Origin of the sequence: Catenuloplanes sp. NPDC051500, from assembly GCF_044454585.1 — a bacterium.
Classification (GTDB): Bacteria; Actinomycetota; Actinomycetes; order Mycobacteriales; family Micromonosporaceae; genus Catenuloplanes.
Map to the genome: position 1 here is coordinate 798,778 of NZ_JBITDX010000001.1, position 20,589 is coordinate 819,366.

Genomic DNA, 20,589 nt, shown 5'->3' on the forward strand with positions numbered 1-20,589 from the left:
CGGAAGCGGGACGATCGATTGTCAGGAGACCCGCGCCGCGATCAGCGGGAGCACCTCGCCGGACGGGACCGGCCGCGAGACCAGGTAGCCCTGGATCTGGTCGCAGCCGAGGTCGCGCAGCGCGTCCCACTGCACGGTCTGCTCGACGCCCTCGGCGATCGTGGCCATCCCGCAGGAACGGGCAAGCGCGACAAGCGCCGCGATCATGTCGCGGCCGCGCGGCGTGCCCAGGTCGTCCACGAACTGCTTGTCAATCTTGAGCGACTCGACGTTGAAGCGGTTGAGCCGGGCCAGTGACGAGTAGCCGGTGCCGAAGTCGTCGATGGCCAGGCCGATGCCGAGCGCCTGGATCCGCCGGATCGCGGTGACGACGCAGTCCGGATCGTCGGTAAGCGCGGTCTCGGTGATCTCCACGACCAGGTTGTGCCCGTGCAGGCCGCGGCTGGCGAGCGCGTCCCGGAGCCGATTCGGCAGGTCCGGGTCGCTGATCTCGGCCGCGCCGACGTTCACGCTGACCTTGAGGTGCGCGGGCGCGCCCGCCTCGATCCAGCCGTGCAGGTCGCCGAGCGCGCTGTCAAGCATGGCCGCGGTCACCCGCCGGCTGAGGTGTGCGCGCTCCGCGATCGCGATGAACCGGTCCGGACGGACCGGGCCGAGCGTGGGGTGCGTCCAGCGGGCGAGCGCCTCGAAGCCGCGGATCTCGCCGGTGGCGACGTCACAGATCGGCTGGTACGCCGCGTGCAGCTGCCCCGCATCGAGCGCACGGACCAGATCGGCGCGCAGCTCCAGCTCCTCGGACGTGGTGTGGTGCAGGCCCGGGTTGAACAGCTGGACGTTGTTCTTGCCGCCGCGCTTGACCGCGTACATGGCGACGTCCGCGTCCCGCAGCAGCTCGGTGGCAGAGCGCGCGTCACCGGCCTCGACCTCGACCAGCCCGACGCTGCAGCCGAGCGCGATCCGCCGGTCGCCGAGCTCGAACGGCTCCTGGAAGAGTTCAAGCATCCGGCGGGCCAGCGCCTTCGGGTCGCCGTCGAAGTCCTCGATGAGCACTGCGAACTCGTCACCGCCCAGCCGGACGACGGTGTCGGCGCGCCGCAGCACCGTGCGCAGCCGCGCCGCGACAGTAGTGAGCACCAGGTCGCCGGCCGGGTGGCCGAGGCTGTCGTTGACCTCCTTGAAGTCGTCCAGGTCGAGGAAGAGCAGGCCGAGCCGCTTCGGCGGCGCGGGCAGCAACTCCTGCAGGCGTGCGGTGAGCATCGCGCGGTTGCCGAGGCCGGTGAGCGAGTCGTGGGTCGCCTTGTACCGCAGCCCGTGTTCGCTTGCCGCGAGCCGGCGCAGCAGCGCCCGGTTGTCGCCGAGCACAAACACCTGGCGGATCAGGATCGCGGTGAAGAGCACCACGAGGCCGGCCATCTCCGCGGCGTGCGGCGCCCGTCCGGAGGCGATCTGCACGGTGAGCGTGACGGCCGCGGGGAAAATCGGAAGGTACGGCCCGTAGACCGCGAACCTGGAGGTCAGGCCGGGCTCCCGGCGGACCGTGGCGCCGCGGTACCTAAGCGCGGCCAGCCCGAAGAACGCGAACGCGATCGTCCACAGGCCGGGGTTCAGCGCGTCGAACGGCAGGCCCTCGTAGAGCACCCGGTAGGCGAACGTCGCGTCCGCCACCGTGAGGACGGTCAGGCTCGACATCAGCAGCAGCGGGCCGCTCCGGCGGCCGGGCGGGAACTCGGAGGCGACAAGCACCGCCAGGAAGATCAACAAAACCATGTCGCTGAGCGCGTACGTCAGCCCGAACGCGACGCCGGCCCGGCCCGAACCCGACCGGCACCAGATCTCGCCGAAGATGCCGCCCCACGCCACGATGAACACCGCCGCGGCCGCGACCACGGCGTCCAGGCCCATCCGCAGCCGAGCCCGGGGGTCGGCGGCCCGCGACATGCCCCACAGCCCGGCGAACATCAGCGCGAAGAACGCCAGGCGGATGACGACCAGCCACGGCGACGGTTTCGGAGACGCACCCTCGACCAGGTCGTACCAGGCCCAACTGGCCGGGCCGACCGACCAGAACAGGCACGCGACGCTGTGCAGGCGCCAGCCGATCCGGTTGCGCGGGTGCGAGGCACGCGTTGCCGCGCGCAGCCCGAGCACGGCCGCGGTCCACACCACCACGAGCGTGAGCAGCGAGGACAGGCCCCGGCCCGGTGCACCTCCGGCCGCGGGCAGCAGACCGGCCGAGAGCCCGGCTACGAGCACCACGAGGGCCGCGATCGTGACGGTCCGCCGGGCTCGAGTCATGCCCGCACAGGTCGGCACCGGTCTGCCCGGGGTTAGATTTTCGCTGCTCAGGGCAGTCAGACGGGGAGGTACGTAGAGAGGGAGGACAGCGATGTCGCTGCTGCACCGGCACAGTAACGAGGACAAGAAGGACAAAGACGACAAGGAGCAGCCGGTACGGAGCGCAGCGGACCACGAGTCGAGTGCAGCGGACCCGGAGTCGACGGCGCCCGCCGCGCCCGACGAGGGCCCGGACAGCCCGGCGGAGCTGAGCGGCAATTCGCTGTGGAACGCGGTGAAGCGCACCGTGACCGAGTTCCAGGACGACAACCTGTCGGACTGGGCGGCCGCGCTCACCTACTACGGCGTTCTGTCGATCTTCCCCGGCCTGCTGGTACTCACCGCGGTCCTCGGGCTGCTCGGCGACGACACGCTCGACCGCGTCGTGACAAGCGTGGAGCCGCTGCTCCCGAACGAGACAAGCGACCTGCTGAACAGCATGGTGGGACAGCTCGGGGAGGCGAACACGTCGTCCGGCCTGGTCGCGATCCTCGGTCTGCTCACCGCGTTCTGGTCCGCCTCCGGGTACGTGGGCGCGTTCATGCGCGCCTCGAACGCGATCTACGAGGTGCCCGAGGGCCGCCCGGTCTGGAAGACGCTGCCGATCCGGGTCGGCGTGACAGCTGTGGTCGGCGTCATGCTCGTCGCCTGCGCGATCATCGTGGTCTTCAGCGGCGGGCTGGCCGACACGGTCGGGTCCGCGATCGGACTCGGCGACGCCGCGGTCACGGTCTGGGAGATCGTGAAGTGGCCGGTGCTGCTGGTCATCGTGAGCCTGATGTTCGCGGTCCTCTACTGGGCCTCGCCGAACGCGAAGACCGGCGGGTTCCGCTGGGTCTCCCCGGGCGGCGTCATGGCCGTGCTGCTCTGGGTGGTCGCGTCCGCCGCGTTCGGCTTCTACGCGGCGAACTTCGGGTCGTACAACAAGACCTACGGCACGCTGGCCGGCGTCATCGTGTTCCTGGTCTGGCTGTGGATCTCCAACATCGCGATCCTGCTCGGCGCGGAGTTCGACGCCGAACTGGAGCGGCGGCGGGCGATCGCGTCCGGCACGCCCGCGGACAAGGAGCCGTTCCTGGAGCTCCGCGACGACCGCAAGGTCAAGAAGCACTGACCGCCGACATGAAGAAGGGGTTCCCCGTTCGGGGAACCCCTTCTTCATGTCTACCGCGATGTGTCAGATCGTGGAGTTGCTGCTCCGGGTACCGGCGAACGTGTCGTCCGTCGCGGTGAGGGAGGACGTGGGGGTGGTCGAGCTGGTGGACGTGGTCGACAGCTTCTCGCCGAGCTTGCTGTTGGCCAGCTTGTCCTTGCCCTCGCTGTACAGCTTGGTCGCCTGCGCCTGTGCGACGCCGGTGGCCTCCTGCACGGTCGGGTGATCCAGAACCTTACGGGCCTGAACCCGCAGCTCCTCGTACTTCTCCCGGCCGGCGCGGGCGCCCAGGACGAACCCCGCGGCCAGCCCGCCGATGAACAGAAGCTTTCCGCGCATGGTGGCGGCTCCTCTCGTACTGTGACGCAGTGCTCGCGCCTGTCGTGTGATGCTGCGGGGATACGTACCCATCCTGCCCCCGCACCATGCACCGTGTTCGGTAGTCACTGAAATGTCCGAAAACCGGCCGGTACCCCCATCGGTAACCCGGTGGCGCAACCCCCCTGGGTCTCCTGTAATGTTGTCCGCGTCGCAAGGGAACGGCCCAGCCGGTCCGGAGCGGTGGCACGATCCCCTGTAGCTCAATTGGCAGAGCAGCCGGCTGTTAACCGGCAGGTTATTGGTTCGAGTCCAATCGGGGGAGCGAGATTCCAGAGGCCACTCTGTCCGCGGAAAGCGCGGACGGGGTGGCCTCTCGCCATGTCTGCTCCGGGGCCGAGCCCCGGAAACCCCACGGTGTGGTGGTGGCGCCGGGTGGGATGGTGCGCGTTCAAGGCAGGACCGGTCCGGGGCCGAGCCCCGGAAACCCCACGGCGTGGTGGTGGCGCCGAGTGGGATGGTGCGCGTTCAAGGCAGGACCGGAGGGCGCCTTCGAGGCCGAAGACCCCACGGTGCGGTCATGGCGCCGGGTGGATTGCGCGTTCAAGGCAGGACCGGAGGGCGCCTTCGAGGCCGAAGACCTCACGGTGTGGTGGTGGCGCCGGGTGGGATGGGCCGGCTTCAAGGACTGGAGACGCCTCGATGCGGCCGTGGCGCCGGACCGGGTGACTTGATTTCGGCTTGAGGGCGAGAACCCGCGGGTTTCACGTGTGCGGAGTTTGGCGCTGCGTGCTTCGGGGGGCGTCGTTCGGGGGTGGGCGGAGCGCGTTGTTTCTGTTTGCCGCTAACCTGTGGGCCGTTGCGTCGTTTTCTGCGTCGGTTTGGGGAGTGGGCGTCATGCGCACCCGAAGTGCGGTCCTGATCGCGTTCGCCGTGGTGGTCGGATGGCTGGTGGTGGCCGGGGTGACCGGGCCGTACTCCGGCAAGCTCAGTGAGGTCTCGACGACGGACAGCACGGCGTTCCTGCCCGCGGACGCGGAGGCCACCCGGGCCGCGGACGAGGCGGCCCGGTTCACCGATCGGGGGACCACGCCGGCGATCATCGTCTACGAGCGCGACTCGGGCATCACCGGGGACGACCGGAAACGCGCGGACGCGGACGCGGCGGAGCTGCCCGGGCTGGACGGCGTGGTGGGGCCGCTGCCGGGCGTACGCGCGAGCGACGACGGCAAGGCGCTGCAGCTGATCGTGCCGGTGGACAGCACCCGGGATGCCGACGAGATCGTCACCGCGGTCCGCGCCGTGGTGCAGGACGCGGACACCGGGCTGGCCGTGCACGTGGCCGGACCGGCCGGGCTGCGCGCGGACCTGAAGGAGGTCTTCGGCTCGCTCGACGTGACGCTGCTGCTTGTCACGGCCGGGGTGGTGCTTGTCATCCTGCTGATCGTCTACCGCAGCCCGGTGCTGTGGATCATCCCGCTGCTCTCCGCCGCGGTCTCGTTCGGGCTGGCCGCCACCGCGGTCTACTTCCTGGCCAAGAACGACGTGGTGAAGCTGGACGGACAGGCGCAGGGCATCCTCACCGTGCTGGTCTTCGGCGCGGGCACCGACTACGCACTGCTGCTGATCGCGCGCTACCGGGAGGAACTGGGGCGCTTCGACCGTACCGCCGACGCGTTGTGGGCCGCCTGGCGCGGCGCCGCGCCCGCGATCATCGCGTCCGCCGCCACGGTCATCGCGGCCCTGCTCTGCCTGCTCTTCTCCGGCCTGAACTCGAACCGGGCGCTCGGCCCGATCTCCGCCGTCGGCATCGCCGCGACCCTGGTCGTGATGTTGACGTTCCTGCCCGCACTGCTGCTGCTCGGCGGCCGCTGGGCGTTCTGGCCGCGCCGGCCGCGTACCGGCGGCGCCTCGGAGGACTCGAAGCTGTGGACCCGGGTGGCCGGCACTGTCGCCCGCCGCCCCCGCCTGACCTGGATCGGCACCACGCTTGCGCTTGCCGTCTGCACGCTCGGCATCCTGCAGGTCGGCGGCACCGCGCTCGGCCAGTCCGACCTGTTCACCGCGGAGACCGACTCTGTGACCGGCCAGGAGTCGCTCGCCCGGCACTTCCCGGGGGGCTCCGGCTCCCCCACCACGATCTTCGTGTCCCAGGCTTCTCTTCCCGCCGTCACCGCGGCGGTGGAGGGCGTTGCCGCCGTCGACAGCGTGCGTGCCGTCGGCGAGGGCGGCGCGCCGGCCGGACCGCCCAAGGTCGTCGACGGGCGGGTCCAGCTGCAGGCCACACTCTCGGACGAGCCGGACAGCGCCGCGGCCGAGGAGACGGTACGGCTGATTCGGGCGGCCGCACACGCGGTGCCGGACGCGGACGCGCTTGTCGGCGGCTACACAGCGGTGCAGCTGGATACGCAGGAGACCACCGAGCGGGACCGCAACGTGATCATCCCGCTGGTACTCGCCGTGATCGCGGTGATCCTTGCGCTGCTGCTCCGCTCGCTGCTGGCTCCGGTGCTGCTGATCGCGACGGTGGTGCTGTCGTTCGGCTCCACGCTCGGCATCTGCGCGCTGATCTTCCGGTACGTGTTCGGCTTCCCCGGCATCGACGCGTCGATCCCGCTCTTCGCGTTCGTGTTCCTGGTCGCGCTCGGCATCGACTACAACATCTTCCTGATGAGCCGGGTCCGCGAGGAGTCCGCCGCCCACGGCACCCGCGCCGGCGTACTGCGCGGCCTGGTGGTGACCGGCGGCGTGATCACGTCCGCGGGCGTGGTGCTGGCCGCCACCTTCTCCGCGCTGGCCGTGGTGCCGCTGGTGATCCTTGCCGAGCTGGGCACCGCGGTCGCGGTCGGCGTACTGCTGGACACCGTGATCGTCCGCTCGCTGCTGGTGCCCGCTCTGGTGCACGACCTCGGGAACCGGGTCTGGTGGCCGAGCCGCCTGTCCCGGCGCCCGGAGAATTCGCCCGAGAAGGACGGCCGGTTGATCTCTGTTTAGCCGAAATTCGGCCGATATAGACGTGGTACTGCTTGATCAAAGAGCCCCGGTCCCCGGCTGATTGCCGGTGGCCGGGGAAGCGGCGTACGGGATACGATCCCCGCGCTGGGGCGGTAGCTCAGCCGGTTAGAGCAGGGGACTCATAATCCCTCGGTCGCGGGTTCGAGTCCCGCCCGCCCCACCAGCAAAAACGTCGTTTTCGCAACCCCCGTCAGGCGACCCGGCGGGGGCACGACGACAGCAAAAGCATTGAGATCAATCTTCATTCCCCGCATTACGAGGGTCCGTTAAGTCATCGACGTCAATGCGCTTCATGAGATCTACGCCACTCCATGATCGATATTACGCCCAAATCGGACTATCTGCGCTTTTAGGCTGGTTTTACGAGAGACCGCAGTCCAACGTTCGATCGACGTCAAGTCGTATGCTTCAGAGACCGTGATGGGAGTTCGTCAGCCTATGTGAGGCATCAGAACTCCGGCTCTGGCGCAGAAACGGTGGTTACGGTGAGTCCCGCGAGGGGGATGCGTCGACGGAGCAGGTCGAAGCCAGCACGTCCATACATCTGCCGTTTCAGGTATTGGACCTTCGTATTGGCGCCTTCGATCGGGCCGTTGCTGTAGGGCAGGGTGAGCCCGGCGGTGACGACGGCCAGGTCTTTGCGCAGTCCGTGGACGAAGCTGTGCAGGGCGGGCAGGTCGTCGGTGTCGACCGCGGTCATCCACTGGTCGAGGTCGATGCCGCGGCGTTGGGTGAGCAGGCCGGCGAATTCCCCGATTCGGTTGGCCAGGATAGTCAGGTGGCCGCAGGCGGTGAGTAGATCGCGCAGGTGTTCGGCGTGGGGAGCGGGCAGGTCGGCGGGCGCGGTCATCAGCCATGACACGAGCCGGCGTGGCGGCGGTGGTGTGCGGGCAGCGTCCGCGCGGCCCTGGTTGAGGTAGCGGACCAGCAGATTCGCGCTGCCGGTGTAGCCGAGCTCGCGGATCCCGCCAGCAGGTGGGTGACGGGGACGCCGGGTTCTTCGGCGCGGCGCCGGCGCAGGTAGTCACGGAACGCATCGACGAGGGTGGGGCCGCATCGGGGCGGGCGTTTCAGCTCCTCGGCGGTCTGGGCGCAGGCATACCGTTTCCCGCCATTCAAGGCCCAGCCGAGTTGGCGAGCGCATTCGAGCAGCCCGCAGCCTTGCATGAGGAGGTCGTCGACGGACCGGTGGCGTTCGCGGGTGCGGGCGCCGACGGGCTGGTCGGGCCGGACCGGGCCGTCATGTCAGCACCCCTGGTGGGTGATCACGGTCTTCTCGACTGCTTTGGCGAGGTTCGCCCAGAGATGCCATCGGTCGCTTACCTGCACCGCATCCAGGGCACCTGCCCGGATCCCTTCCGCGTAGGCGGCGGAGCCGTCCCGGCAGACGACCTCAACTCCGGGACGTTCGCGCAGCCAGGCGGCCAGGGTCTCCGCTTTCCGATCAGGAAGGACGTCGAAACGGCGGTGGGTGACCGCATCGATGATCAACGTCGCGTATTTACGGCCGCGGCGCAGCGCGAAGTCGTCGACACTCAGCACCGCCGAGATCGACCCGGCCGGGACGGACATCGCCATCAACACCCTCAGGACCGTGCACCGCGAGACCCGCACACCCAGCCTGGCCAGCACCGCGGCACCAGCACGACCGGCCACCGCCACCGCGAGGTCACCCACCAGCGCGGACACTCGGCCGGTCCGCCGAGTCCACCGGCCGGTCAGCCCAGGCACCTGCTCCCGGAACGTTCGCCGCCCACACTCGGTGGTCACGCACCGCAGCCGCCGGACCCGTAACTCGAGCATCACACCACGACCACCGGCAGGCAGCCCCGCGAGCCGGCGACGGCGATAAGCGTGCACCCGCCTGGTCGACTCACCACACTCCGGGCACGCGGCCAGTGACTCCGCAGTCCGCGCCAGAACCAGAACCGTCTCTCCCTGATCGATCACCTCGTCGATGACCAGCGAAGAGAACTCGGGGCATCCTCGTCCTGCACCACATCCAGGCCCACCGCTACGCAGGATGAAAAGGCTCAGCGTGTCGAGATAGATGATCGGATAGATCTCTTCCAGGGGCTTCGACTGCCAGGCCTTGACCTCGTCCAGAACCGCGTCGGTGATCTTCGAGATCGTCTGGTGCGACAACTCCGTACCCAAAGTGTGCTGCAGGTGGTGGCCAATGTCCCGGATCGTCATTCCACCCGCATACGACGGGATAATCATCTCGTCGAGGCCACCGGCCCGCCGGGCACCTTTGGACACCAACCGCGGCTCAAACGTTCCGGCCCGGTCCCGCGGCACCTCCAGGCCCACGTCCCCGACCTCGGTCGCGAGCGTCTTGGCACTATGGCCGTTACGCGAGTTCGGGCTTCCCCGCCCCGCCGGATCACCCTTCTCATAGCCCAGATGCCCCGTCAGCTCCGCCGCCAGACCACGTTCCAGCACCGCCTTGACCAACTCCGGCAGCAGGCCATGCTGCCCCGTCAACGCCAGCCCACCCGCGTCGACCCGATCCATCAGGTCATCGAGCAGACCGGCCTCGATCATGCCGTTCACGCGTCCCGCGCCGGCGCCACCGGCCCGGCTGCATCCCGATCGTCAGTCATGGTCGCTTTGTACTCCTCGACATGGAAGTCGATCAATTAGACAAACCATCAGACGCGCCCTATGGCATGCCTGACGTTGCAATTGGAATCGTCCCAATTCGATTGGCTTTTGACCTGTAAGACCCGGAGTCTGCGAGTGGGCATGGAGATCATGCGGGCGGCCAAGGGGTTACACCCGGATCGGAGTACAGACAGAGCAGCGGGCGGTTCGCGCAAACCGCCAACTCCAAAGATTCTTCGAAGCTCGAACCCATCTCCCAGAACCATCCCATGCCAGCAGCAACCACCCTTCCTCTAGATTCCAGGAAAACGCTTGAGTAGCTTAGCCATTCGCCGATAGGGAAATAATGCCCACCAAGAACAGCCTCTACCTCCAAAGCCAAAGCGCGCTGACCCGATCCGGCCGCAAGTGGATCGAAACTGTAAGGTTCATCATTAGCGAAATTTGGACCAACCGCATTTCCCGGATCAAGCGAAAGCCCTCCCAGTGCAGACAAAACGGCTGTGGCCAATGGATGCACCCTATAGCCCTCTTTCTCCAAAGGTTCTACCCATTGCCTAGTGTTAACGGCGCGGTTCACGCTCCACCCAGAGGCATCAAGTGCTCTAAGCACATCTTGGCTGAGCGAGCCGAAGTTGATCATAAGGTCCACCCGATTCGGAGATCTTCCAGCAGCCGAACACAACGACCACAGGGGCGCGCCGGTTCACCATGATTAGTCGTATTGGACGTCGGCTGAGAATTATTTCTTGTCTGCACAGTGCGCATATCTCCACCCGTGATAGCGCCGGGACCTTCCGCTGCCTGAGCTTGGATCAGGCAATCCACCTCCGCACACCCCCCATGATGCCCCACCCTATCAAGCACATTTTTTAGCGGCCCATTTGCCTGCTTTCCATGTCGGTTACGACCATAGTACTTCTCACCTAAAGGCGATGTGTACTCCGAGGCAAACTTGACTCCGGTATTATTTCGCACTTTGTCGGCATATTCCAAAAGGGGGTCGGCGGGTGCCGGAGCCCCCTCGTCAGCAGCGCGTACCGGTGAAGGGCCTTTGGTCGGCTTGGGCATCGCCTTCGGCGCACGCACCGGCAGTTTGAGTTTCATAAATGGAATGACAGCGAGGCCGATTTCGATTCCTCTACCGGCGACTACCTCGGTCATTCCCTCGACGTCACCGTTGCGGGCGGCATCAATAAATTTGGACGCTTCGGCGTAGTCCGTTTTCAGCTGAGTGCATATTAGGCACATCATTGCATGCATTGACTCGAATGCCAGATTGCCGGTAGATATCAAGCCTACGCCGACGCCTTTGTTTTTGAAATCGTTATAGATCCCAACGAACGGGTCAACGCTGCTGTGGTATACATTTTTGCCTGCGTTGACTATTCCGCTCCCCACCTGCTTGTACCAGGGGGTTCCGCCACCGGAACTGCCGCCGCCGGAGTTGCCGCCACCGCCGGAGCCATTGTTGGAACCGCCACTTCCGGAGGTGGTGCCGCCTGGCGTGCCGCCGCTGTTGCCAGAACCCGAGGCGTTCCCTCCGCAGCAGGGGTCGAAGTAGTCGGTGCGCAGGCCGGTGGGGTCGGAGAAGGTGATGGGGTTGTTGTGGGCGTAGGCGTAGGCGTTCCATTGTTGGGGGTCGGCCAGGTCCATGATGGGGTCGACGGAGATGAAGCGACCGAGGTCGGCGTCGTATTCTCGGGCACCGATGTGGACGAGGCCGTTGGGGTCATTGTCGCCGCCGACGAAGCTTTTCTGGTTAGGCCAGCTGGCGGCGGCGCCTCGCGTTTCGCCGTACGGGGTTTGCCGGCGGATGGTGGTGGTGTACGTGCCGGAGGTGGTGACGGCGTTGATGCTGGTGTTCTGGGTGCCCTGGTGGTCGTTGTAGATCCAGGAGAGGGCGCTGACCGCGGGGCCGCTGCGGGAGGCGATGGTGCTGCCGCCGAAGCTGTAATAGCGGGTGGCGCTGATGGCGCCGTTGGAGGCGGCTCGGCGGACTTCCATCCCGGGCAGGTAGAGAGTGGTGCCGGTGGCGTCGCGGCGGATCAGGCGGGCACCGTCCGCGTCGTAGACGTTGGCATGTGTCTGGCTGCCCTCGACGGTGGTGGCCAGCTTGCCCTCGGCGTCCCAGATGAGGGTTTGGCCGGCGGTGACGCCCTTCCGGGTGAGGGTGTTGCCAGCGGTGTCGTAGGTGATGTTGCGGGTGACGGGTGCGGCGAGCGGTGCCGTGATGGTGGCGCTGGTGGCCGAGTGGGGCCGCACCGAGTTGGGACCCGATGCGGGGACGGCGTATGTGGTGGTCGTGTCGCCGCTGCTGGTGTGGCTGACTTCGTCGGTGCGGTTGCCGATGTTGTCGATCGTCCAGTCGGTCCAGTACGGAGCCGGTCCGCCGAGGTTCGCCACGCTGGGATCGGCCTTGCACTCGGGGTCGGCCTTCGGGGTCCAGGCGGAGGTCAGTCGCCGGAGAGCGTCGTAGCGGAAGCACTGGTTCTCCGCCGTCCCCTTGTCGGGGTTGTCGGCGATGGAGCGGATGTTGCCGGCGGGGTCGTAGTCGTAGTGGATGGCGGAGACGGTGCCCGCGTTGTTGGGGCTGATCGCGGTGTCGGTGACGCGCCGGGTGGCGAGGTCGTAGAGAGTGTTGCTCTGGATGTAGGCGTTGCCACCGTCGGGGTTGTTGATTTTGCGCGTGTTGGACGTCGGTTCGCCGTAGGCGGTGTACTGCTGGTTCGTGACGTATGACCCGATGGTCGGCAGCGTGGTCATCAGGGCGTTCGGCAGGCCGTTGCTGGCGTGGAATTCGGTGGTGACGATCTCCGTGGGCACGCCACCGGCACCTGGGTAGGTGAACTTCTCCGGGGTGCCGTCCTCCGAGGCGTAGTCGACAACGCTGGTCCAGATGCCCCTCAGCCCTGAGCCTTCGACGTCCGGGATGATGTACTCGGAGCTTTCGACCTGGTTACGGGCTGTGTAGCTGTTGACTTCCCAGGTGTAGGCAACGTTCGTCCGGCTGGGGTTGTTGTTGTCGTACCTGATCGCTTGGGACAGCAGGCCCTTCGCAGCTTTGCCGTTCCACAAGGTGTCGTATTTCCACTCCGCGCGGAGAGCACCGGTAGCGCTGTCGTCGCGCAGGGCGGTGCGGCGGCCGAGAATGTCGTAGGCGGTGTAGAGGACCTCGCCGGCCCCGTTGGTGGTCGTCTCGACCTCGCCGTACTTGTTGTACACCGTGGTGGAGGTCCCGGCGTCGGGATCCTTACGAGTCTCCTCACGGCCCTTGATGTCGTAGGTGAAGATCCACTCGTTCGTACCGGGATCGGTGACCTTGGTGAGCTGGCCCTTGCGGTTGTAGCTGTACATGGTGGTGATGTACGAGCCGTTGACGCCCGCGGCGGTGTTGTGCGCGCGGACTTCGGTGGTGCGACCCTGGTAGTCGGTGTAGACGGTGGCGGCGGTCCCACCGGCCGGCGGTGTCGTCAGCGTGCGGTCGCCTTCAGCGACGGTGACGGTGGCCCACTTCCTGACGAGGTTGGAGATGTCGTCGCCGGCCCAGAGGGTGTTCTCTGTGGTGCGGCCGGCGAGGTCGTAGCTGATCTTGTTGACCGCCGGCACTGACCATTCCGGCTCGTAGGCGTACTTACCTGACGGGGCTCCGTCCTCGACGTGCTGCTGGTAGGTACTGGCGACGCGCCCGTACTCGTCGTAGTTGGAGTCGGTGATGACCCGATGACCGGTGCCGTCGAGGGCCGCGCTCTGGGTCTGGCGTGCGCGCAGGAAGCCGTCAAGGATCGTGAACCCGACGCGGTAGCCGCCGCCGGCATGCAGCGCCTCGGTCTTGATGTACGGGTACGCGTTGCGTTCGGGCGCGTAGACGTAGGTGTTCCGCACGCTGGGGGTGTTGGGTGAGGCGGTCTTCTTCCAGCCGCTGTCCCAGCCCTGGACGAAGCGGCCGAGGGCGTCGTACTCGCGGGTGGTGACCAGTTGGTTCACGTCGGTGCTGACGGTGGGGCTGCCCCAGTAGGGGGCGAGTTCAATGGTGGAGACCCACTTGAGCGGGCTGGTAGTGGTGATCTTGGTGGTCGGGCCGCCGCTGGCCGGGGTGTAGGCAGTCGTGGTCTGCCCACCCTTGATGTCGGTGACAGTCTCCATCCGGCCGAACTTGTCGTAGCTGGTCTGCCCGGCGTTCTCCCATTCGGTGCCGCCGGCCTGCGTCCAGTTCTTGAGTGTCTCGGACTTGGTGACGGCACCGGTGGTCGGGAGTTTGTCGACGCTGTCCGCGCCGTCGTAGTAGGAACGCGCGTCGGAGACGATGTCGTCGGTGCTGGTCGGTGCGGTGCCGCACGGCAGTGCGACGGTGGTGGTGCGTTTGACGAGGTGGAGCAGGTTCTTGGTGGTGTTGCGGTTGTACTCGAAGCTCGTGCAGGTCTCGTCGCCGGTAACGGCCAGGTCGCCCTCGGAGTGCTCGGACTTCACGGTGGCGAAGGTGTCGTCATAGTCGGTATGGGTGCGGCCGGTGCGCCAGCCACGGGCGCCGTCCTTACCGATCGCGGTGGCGGCGTAGGTGGTCTGGTTGCGCAGGTAGCGGGCTTCGACACGGTCGCCGTTGACGGTGCGGGAGGCGGTCGCCGGGGATTGCCAGGGCACGTGGACGGTCTTGGACACCGGCAGGCTCTCGACACCGTTGTAGACGACGGCCTCGCGGACCATGCCGGCGAAGGCGTCCTCGTCGTAGACGGTCTCGTCACCGAGAGACGCGGTGGAGATGACGGTGCGGGTGCCGCCGATGTGCGAGGCGCGGTCCCCGTGCATGCCGCGCAGGTATTTCGTCTTGGTGAGGGTGGTGGCCGTGCCCGCGCCGACCTGGGTGGTGACCCATTCGTACCCGCGGAACTGACTCCAGGTCTTGCGGTTGACCTTGGTCAGCCCGTCATCGTCGGCGTAGTGCCAGGCGGGGGTGCCACCATAGGTGTACCTGGTGACCATCTGGGGGGACTGGACACCACCGTCGAGGTGCACATCGGTCTCGGTGATCGATTCGACCAGGTACTTGTGCCACCACTCGACCATGTCCGCGTTCGGGTCGGCCGGGTTCGGTCCGAGCACCGGGTAACAGCGCATGCCGTTTCGGGGAGCCTCGGGCAGGTTCTCAGCTGTGCATTCCGGCAGCGTGTATCGGATCTGGGTGGTGGCGCCGGTCTCTGTGATGATCTTCGACAGTCGCTGCCAGCTGTTGGTGGTGTTGTGCAGGGTCAGAACGCGGTTCTGCAGCGGCTCGTGGTCGAACGTGACCGGAGGCAGCTTGATCTCGCCGCCGACCAGGCCGGACTTGGTGATGGATTTCAACCACAGTCCCGGGTCGCCGCCGTCGCCTGGCGAGGGGAAGGTGTGGTCGAGATCCCAGCGGGTGACGTCCTGCCAGGCCGGTGTCGTCTTCGTGGTGTCCCAGATCTTCGTGGTGATCCTGGTGAGGCGCTTCTTGGTCCAGAACGTCGGCGAGTATTTGTCCTTGCACTCCGTGGCGGCCTGCAGGCATTCCTGGTCCAGCGGGGTGTCGTACCAGTTGGCGTTGACGCCGCAGGAGGTCAGGCAGCGGTCGGCGGTGTCGAAGACGACCTGCGCGACCGGGGTCGTCGAGCGGCTGTCTGCGCGGTCCCAGGTGCCGTAGTCGATGCGCTTGAGCGTGCCGCCGCGGGCGTACTCGCGTTTCGCGGTCGCGGTAACGCGGGTGCCGTAGAAGTTGGTCTCCTTGTCGTACCAGTACGACTGCGTGTTGCCGCGGGGATCGACGACGTAGTCGAGGTTCCACCGGTAGACCAGCCGGCACTCCGAGTCAGCGAACGCGGCCTGATGGCACGGCTCGTTGTCGTGGTTGCCGTAGACCGGCACCCGCCACGCCGAGTCGGTGATGGCGGTCTGCCCGGGGAGCGCGTTCAGGCCGAAGTAGTACTCCGTGCCGTCGGTACCGGTGACCTTCCAACGCTCGTTCTCGGTCCACTTGGCGATCTGCTCGATCTTCGAGCCGTCCTCGTTGCGGCTGCGCCAGATCTGCTTGTCCTTGTCCCAGACCAGCTCGGTGGAATTGCCGTTGAGGCTCAGCGTGGCGTTGTCGGTCCGCCAGCACAGGTCACCGGTCAGCGTGGTCTTGGTGTTGTTCGCCCCGCCCTCATAGTCCTCGGCGCAGGACACATAGCGGCGCTCGATCGAGCCGACGCCCAGATCGAAGCCCTCACCGATCCAAGAGGGCTGGTTGTTGGAGGCGTTAGACCGGCCGTCCACCGACGACGACGAGTACGACACCGCCAGGCTCGGGGAGCCGCCGGCGTGCACCGGCGGGGTGGTCAGCCCGTACGACCAGTTGAACGACCCGGAGTTACCGCCGACGCTCCACGTCGACGACGGTGACAGCGACGTGGCGGTGAAATCACTGGCCGGGCCGTTCGGGCCCGCGGCCAGCGCGATCAGCGTCCCCGCCGGAGCCGCTACGGCGGCGTCACCGGCGAGCTGGGCGCGGGTGGTCGCGGCGCCGGTGCCGCCGATCGGCGCGATCGGCGCGTCCGCGCTCACGGTGCTGGTGGCGGTGTCATTGACGCTCCGCAACTCCCGCGGGGAGCACCGCGACTGGTCGCCGTCGGTCAGCGCGCACTGCGGCAGCTGCCACAGCCGCAGCCGAGATGCCCATCCGGCGCCATAGGCGTGCCGGAAACCGCTGTAGTCCACCGACACCGACGCGGTGCCCGAGGTGGTCGCGCCCGGTGCGCCGCCGACCCGGAGCACGACCCCCTCACGCCACTGCTCGGGTACCTGGGCGCGGTCGATGACCTCGACGGTCAGTTCGGCCGGCAGGCTTCGGCCGGCCTCACCGCCGGCACGGGCGACGGTGACCGGGGTCCGGCCGGCCTTCGCCGGATCCGAGTTCCGCAGGACGGCCCGGGCGGATGCCGCGGTCGGCCATACCGGTTCGGGCAGATCGGGCAGGGTGTCTACCTGCACCACCGGCGGGGTGCCGGTGACCTCTCCGCCGTGAGCGTCCACCTGCTCCACCTGGCCCCGCAACGGCTGTGGGGTGACCGGCACCGCCAGCGCCGGAGGCACGGCGAGCAGCGTTCCCGCCAGGACGGTGCCGAGCGTCGCCGCCAGCAGTCGCCCAGCCGTGCCAAGAGTCGACCTGCCCACGCTGCTTCCCATCCGTTTCACGTCGGCGTTGCGTACAGAAGTCATGTCGTCAGCCGACCGAAGTTCGTACTTCGCGGTTGAACAGGCGGAGAACCTGGACGTCGTCGAGAGCGCCCTGGTAGGTGTGTAGATCGTCGATGCCGCCGTGCCAGCGGTCGGGCCGCACGCCGCTGAACAGCGCACCGCCGACGGTCAGTGGGCCAGTGGCCTGCCACACGGCGAAGTTCTTATTGGTAGCTGCTTGTAGAACGCCATTGACGTACAGGCGGACTTCTTTGCCGGCGGCGTCATAGACACCCACGACGTGGGTCCAGACCGCATCGCCATAGACGACCGGCTCGGCCGAGGTGACCACGTCCCCTCCGATGCCGGCGGGCGGCACCATAGAGAACGTCCAGTAGTCAGCGGTGATGCCACTGACCGTGGCCGGGCGAAGCGAAAGCCCGAAGGGAGTACGGTCCGGTCCGTCCTGCGACAGGATCGTATGTGCGCCGGTGCCGAGGTCCTGCGGTTTAGCCCAGGCGGACACGGTGAACGACTGATCGGTGCGCAAAACTGGCGCGTACACCCAATCCGGCTCGTTGTCCGAGCCGTCGTTACGTTGCGTCTGCCCGTACTCGGGCTTCGGGTTCGGCGTGCCGTCGAGCATCTTGTCGTCGAGGTAGATGGCGCTGCCGCCGTCACGGCCCTCGCCGATCTTCGTGCCGAGGTTCGTGCGAAACTGCCGTTGGAACGAGTCATCCGCGCGGACTTGGCAAAGCCTTTCATTCGACTCGTCCGAGCAGTCGTAGCCGCCGGTGAAGGTCCACCAGCCGACCTCAATCGGATCAAGGATGCCGGGTGTGCCGACTTCGCCGTCATCGGTCCGGACCGCGGTACTACCGGTGAAGTCGTCCTCCATCAGCGGCCTGGCGAAGATCAGGGCGTCGGCGACATTGCCGCGTAGCCGGTCGGTGACACCGGCGACCGCGTCGGTGCCGCGGCCGATGGCCACTGTGCCGTCGTTGGTGATCGGCGTGCTGAACGAGGCCGAGGTCTCCTTGCCGTCTACCCAGATCCTGATCTGGCCGTCGGCCTTGTCGAACCCGCCGGCCACGTGCGCCCACTGGTTGACGGTGTTGAGCGCGGTGGAACAGACCTCGGTTCCCGCCGTGGAGGTTGCGGCCGCGACCATGATCAGGCACCAGGCATTCCCACCCGAACTCAGTGGTCGCGCTCGTATCCGGAACGGGCTGGTCTGGCCGGCCGGTGCGTTCTTGGCGACAAGGGTTGAGGTGGTGGTCAGGTCGGTGAGCCGGACCCACGCGGCGATCGAGAAGGACTTCGAGGTGTCGAGCCTCAGGCCGCTGTCCACGTTTTGCGATGCCGTGCCGGAAAACGTCGCGGTCTTGCCACCGATGATGCGCACATCGTCGGTCCACGTCACACCGGTCGCGGTGAGCGCATTATCGGTTCCGGCCCCCAACGCCGCGTCGATGTCGACCCCGGGATACGTCTGCAGGCCGTACCGCGCCACTGCCCCCACAGGGGCAAGCACGTCCACCGAACTCTTCGTCAATACGCCGCGGTTGAGGGTGGCGTCGATGCCCTGCGCGAGGAAGATACTCTCGCCGTACTTGCGGACGGACAGTTTCACCCGGGCGGTCATTGTCTGGGTGCCGTTCGCCGCCGTCGTCAACGTCGGCCCGACCTCCCGCTCCGGCGAATCCTTCCAGCCGTAACGGAACTTCGTCACGTCCAGTTCCGGCGTGCTGATCGTGAACGACGCCTCATCGCCCGGCCTGAGGTCGCCGAAGTTCTGGATGATGGTCGGGGCCTTGGGGACGGTCGTGTCGACGTAGAACTCGCACCATGCTGACCACGGACTGAGAATGTTGTACGGCGCCGGATCCCGGGTCTGGACTCGGAACGCGTACCGCTCGCCGTTCTTGATCGTTACCGCCACCGGCGACGACTGTGTGTCCACAGACTGCTCCGACACCGTCGTGGACGACGTCGGATAGGTGCCGTCATCGACCTGACCGGGCCCCGGGATCCGCCGCCACTCGAATGTCGCGGCCAGCTTCTGTGTCTTGTCCGCATCGCGCATGTACGCATACAGCCGCGGGGTCAGCGTCCCGGTCGAGATCGGCGTGCCGCAGTAGGTGTTCGGCTCCACCATCAGGTAATCCGGCGTGCCCGGCGGGGTGTCGTACTCGACGACCAGCACCGCGCCGTTCGGATGGAACGTCTTCCATCGCTCGGCGTAACCCTCCATCGCACCGCTGAGATCACAGGCGCAGAAACCCACCGTCAGATCTGCCCACCGGCCCTTCGCAGCGGTTTGGACCTGGTTCTTGACCGCGTTGTTCTGGAACTGCACGATCATGTCTTCCTGCTTGCTACCGCAGCCGTCGGCCTCATTGCCGTGCGACGACGCTGCGACCAGACCCCCGATAAGCCGCGTGCCCCACCCCACCCGCACACCGCTGTCCCCGATACCGATCGCATCCGACCACCACATCGACGTCGGCGTGTCATCACAGGACCACGAGTGGTCGACCTTCATCTGCACCCGCGCGCTGTGGATGTACGTCCCGGCCAGGTCCGGCGTCGGGAACTTGAAGAACGACCGATGCTTCTTGCCCGAACCGGGGTTCCAACCGACCCGCGCGTTGGTGTGCGGGTTGTCGGCGTTGTTCTCCGTCGCATACGCCCACTTCGCCGGCTTCCGGTCCCACGCCGGATCGATGAACAACGGAAAATGCTGCTCCGGCGATGCCAGCAGACCCGCGTCCGGCACCAGCCGCAGATCACCCTGCGCAGTCACCTCCGTCGCCACCGCCGCGCTGTTCGCCGCCACGCCCGGGCTCGCCGGCGTCGAACTGTCACCCGGTGTCACCGTCTGCGCCACACGTGCCTGCGCGTTCGCGGGCATCGGCGCCGAGTCCCACATCACCGGCGTGGCCGCCGTCGCCAGCACCGTCCGGCCCACGGTCGCGCGCAGCCCGCCGTCCTCCAGACGCTCCACCGACGCGTCACCGCCGACCTCGACCGTCACCGACGCGACCGCTTCCGCCGCCTCCGGCGTCTTCACCACCAGCACATGCGTGAAACCCGTCCACGTCGCCCGAAGAACCAGATCAACATCAGGCATCACATTGGAGTACGTCGCGGCGTCACCGGACACCGTCGGAGGCCGCAGCACGCCCGGCCAGGACAGCTCAAGCGTCTTCCCGGCATCGTTCAGCGTCACCATCGGCCCGGTGCCACCACCGGAAAACCGCACATCCGCGATAGACGCGCCCGGCCGGATCGTGCCGTCAGGACGAGCGGACAGCTCCAGGTTCACATCCGACCAGGAGCCGTCGCCGTGGCGCACCCGTTTCGGCACCACGGTCGACTCCATCACCATCACACCCGACGGCTCCGCGAACACCTGAGAGAACTCAGTGCGCTCGGACATCACCTCGACCCGCTCACCGGACGCCGCCGCACGTTCCACCTCGGACTCCGGACGTGCCGCCGCCGTGGGCTGAGCCAGCAAGGGATTCAGCGACAGTCCCACCACAGCGGACAGCAGCAGAGCGAGCCTGCGTCGCGACGATGTACGAAACGCGCGCAGCATGACACCACGTGACACAGCAGGGTCCCCCCGTGATCAAGATCGAGCCGGAGGGACTGTAGAGCTTCGATACCCAGGAAGTAAACAGCAATTACAAAGGGTATTCACAGAACGGACAAAAACATTCTAACTTCACGCTCTGTAACACTCCGAGGTTAACCAGACACAGAATGTAGGTGAACCGGCGGTCGTTACACCAGCAGGCTCGCCAGTCCCACCATCAGCGGAATCGACCGACATTAAGCGACCTGCAAAATCACCGAGCGCCTCGGAGTAGAGCGAACAACAGCCATTGAGGTGATCTCAGCAGGGAATGGGCGCTGATTCGGTGCGACACGGGCATATGCCGTTTACCGGGCAGTGCTGGATGTGGGCGTGGAGCCATCGA

At 66.9% G+C, this 20,589-nt stretch carries 7 protein-coding genes, 2 tRNA genes and 2 pseudogenes; 4 read left to right on the forward strand and 7 right to left on the reverse strand.

Annotation, left to right across the window (positions count from 1 at the left end):
* Positions 1-21: 21 nt before the first annotated feature.
* Positions 22-2,295 (reverse strand): putative bifunctional diguanylate cyclase/phosphodiesterase, encoded by a 2,274-nt coding sequence (locus ACIA8K_RS03405; protein ID WP_396054426.1) that lies wholly within the window; start codon positions 2,293-2,295, stop codon positions 22-24.
* Positions 2,296-2,386: 91 nt separating this feature from the next.
* On the opposite strand from ACIA8K_RS03405, the gene ACIA8K_RS03410 reads away from it, so the two are divergent.
* Positions 2,387-3,448 carry a YihY/virulence factor BrkB family protein gene (locus ACIA8K_RS03410; RefSeq protein WP_396054428.1) on the forward strand — a complete coding sequence of 354 codons (1,062 nt, stop codon included), beginning with the start codon at positions 2,387-2,389 and terminating at the stop codon, positions 3,446-3,448.
* Positions 3,449-3,511: 63 nt separating this feature from the next.
* Here the strand turns inward: ACIA8K_RS03410 and ACIA8K_RS03415 are convergent, their stop codons facing one another.
* Positions 3,512-3,826: a hypothetical protein gene (locus ACIA8K_RS03415; protein ID WP_396054430.1), complete on the reverse strand. Its 315-nt coding sequence runs from the start codon at positions 3,824-3,826 to the stop codon at positions 3,512-3,514.
* A gap of 231 nt (positions 3,827-4,057) precedes the next feature.
* Here ACIA8K_RS03415 and ACIA8K_RS03420 point away from each other — a divergent pair.
* From ACIA8K_RS03420 to ACIA8K_RS03430, 3 genes are all read left to right on the forward strand, one after another.
* Positions 4,058-4,130 (forward strand) — tRNA-Asn (locus ACIA8K_RS03420).
* A gap of 572 nt (positions 4,131-4,702) precedes the next feature.
* Positions 4,703-6,799: an MMPL family transporter gene (locus ACIA8K_RS03425; protein ID WP_396054432.1), complete on the forward strand. Its 2,097-nt coding sequence runs from the start codon at positions 4,703-4,705 to the stop codon at positions 6,797-6,799.
* Between the two features lie 107 nt (positions 6,800-6,906).
* Positions 6,907-6,983: transfer RNA gene (locus tag ACIA8K_RS03430), tRNA-Ile, on the forward strand.
* Positions 6,984-7,268: 285 nt separating this feature from the next.
* On the opposite strand, the pseudogene ACIA8K_RS03435 reads toward ACIA8K_RS03430, so the two are convergent.
* From ACIA8K_RS03435 to ACIA8K_RS03455, 5 genes and pseudogenes are all read right to left on the reverse strand, one after another.
* Positions 7,269-8,842, reverse strand: a pseudogene (locus ACIA8K_RS03435) (ISL3 family transposase).
* Between the two features lie 12 nt (positions 8,843-8,854).
* Positions 8,855-9,367 (reverse strand): annotated as a pseudogene (locus ACIA8K_RS03440) (transposase); the annotation flags it as partial.
* A gap of 208 nt (positions 9,368-9,575) precedes the next feature.
* On the reverse strand, positions 9,576-10,070 hold the full coding sequence (locus ACIA8K_RS03445; protein WP_396054434.1) for an SUKH-3 domain-containing protein: 495 nt from the start codon (positions 10,068-10,070) through the stop codon (positions 9,576-9,578).
* Positions 10,067-16,642, reverse strand: coding sequence for an RHS repeat-associated core domain-containing protein (locus ACIA8K_RS03450; protein WP_396054436.1), 6,576 nt, complete (start codon positions 16,640-16,642; stop codon positions 10,067-10,069). The genes ACIA8K_RS03445 and ACIA8K_RS03450 overlap by 4 nt, the downstream gene beginning before the upstream one ends.
* Positions 16,643-16,646: 4 nt before the next feature.
* On the reverse strand, positions 16,647-20,204 hold the full coding sequence (locus ACIA8K_RS03455) for a LamG-like jellyroll fold domain-containing protein (RefSeq protein ID WP_396054438.1): 3,558 nt from the start codon (positions 20,202-20,204) through the stop codon (positions 16,647-16,649).
* Positions 20,205-20,589: the final 385 nt, after the last annotated feature.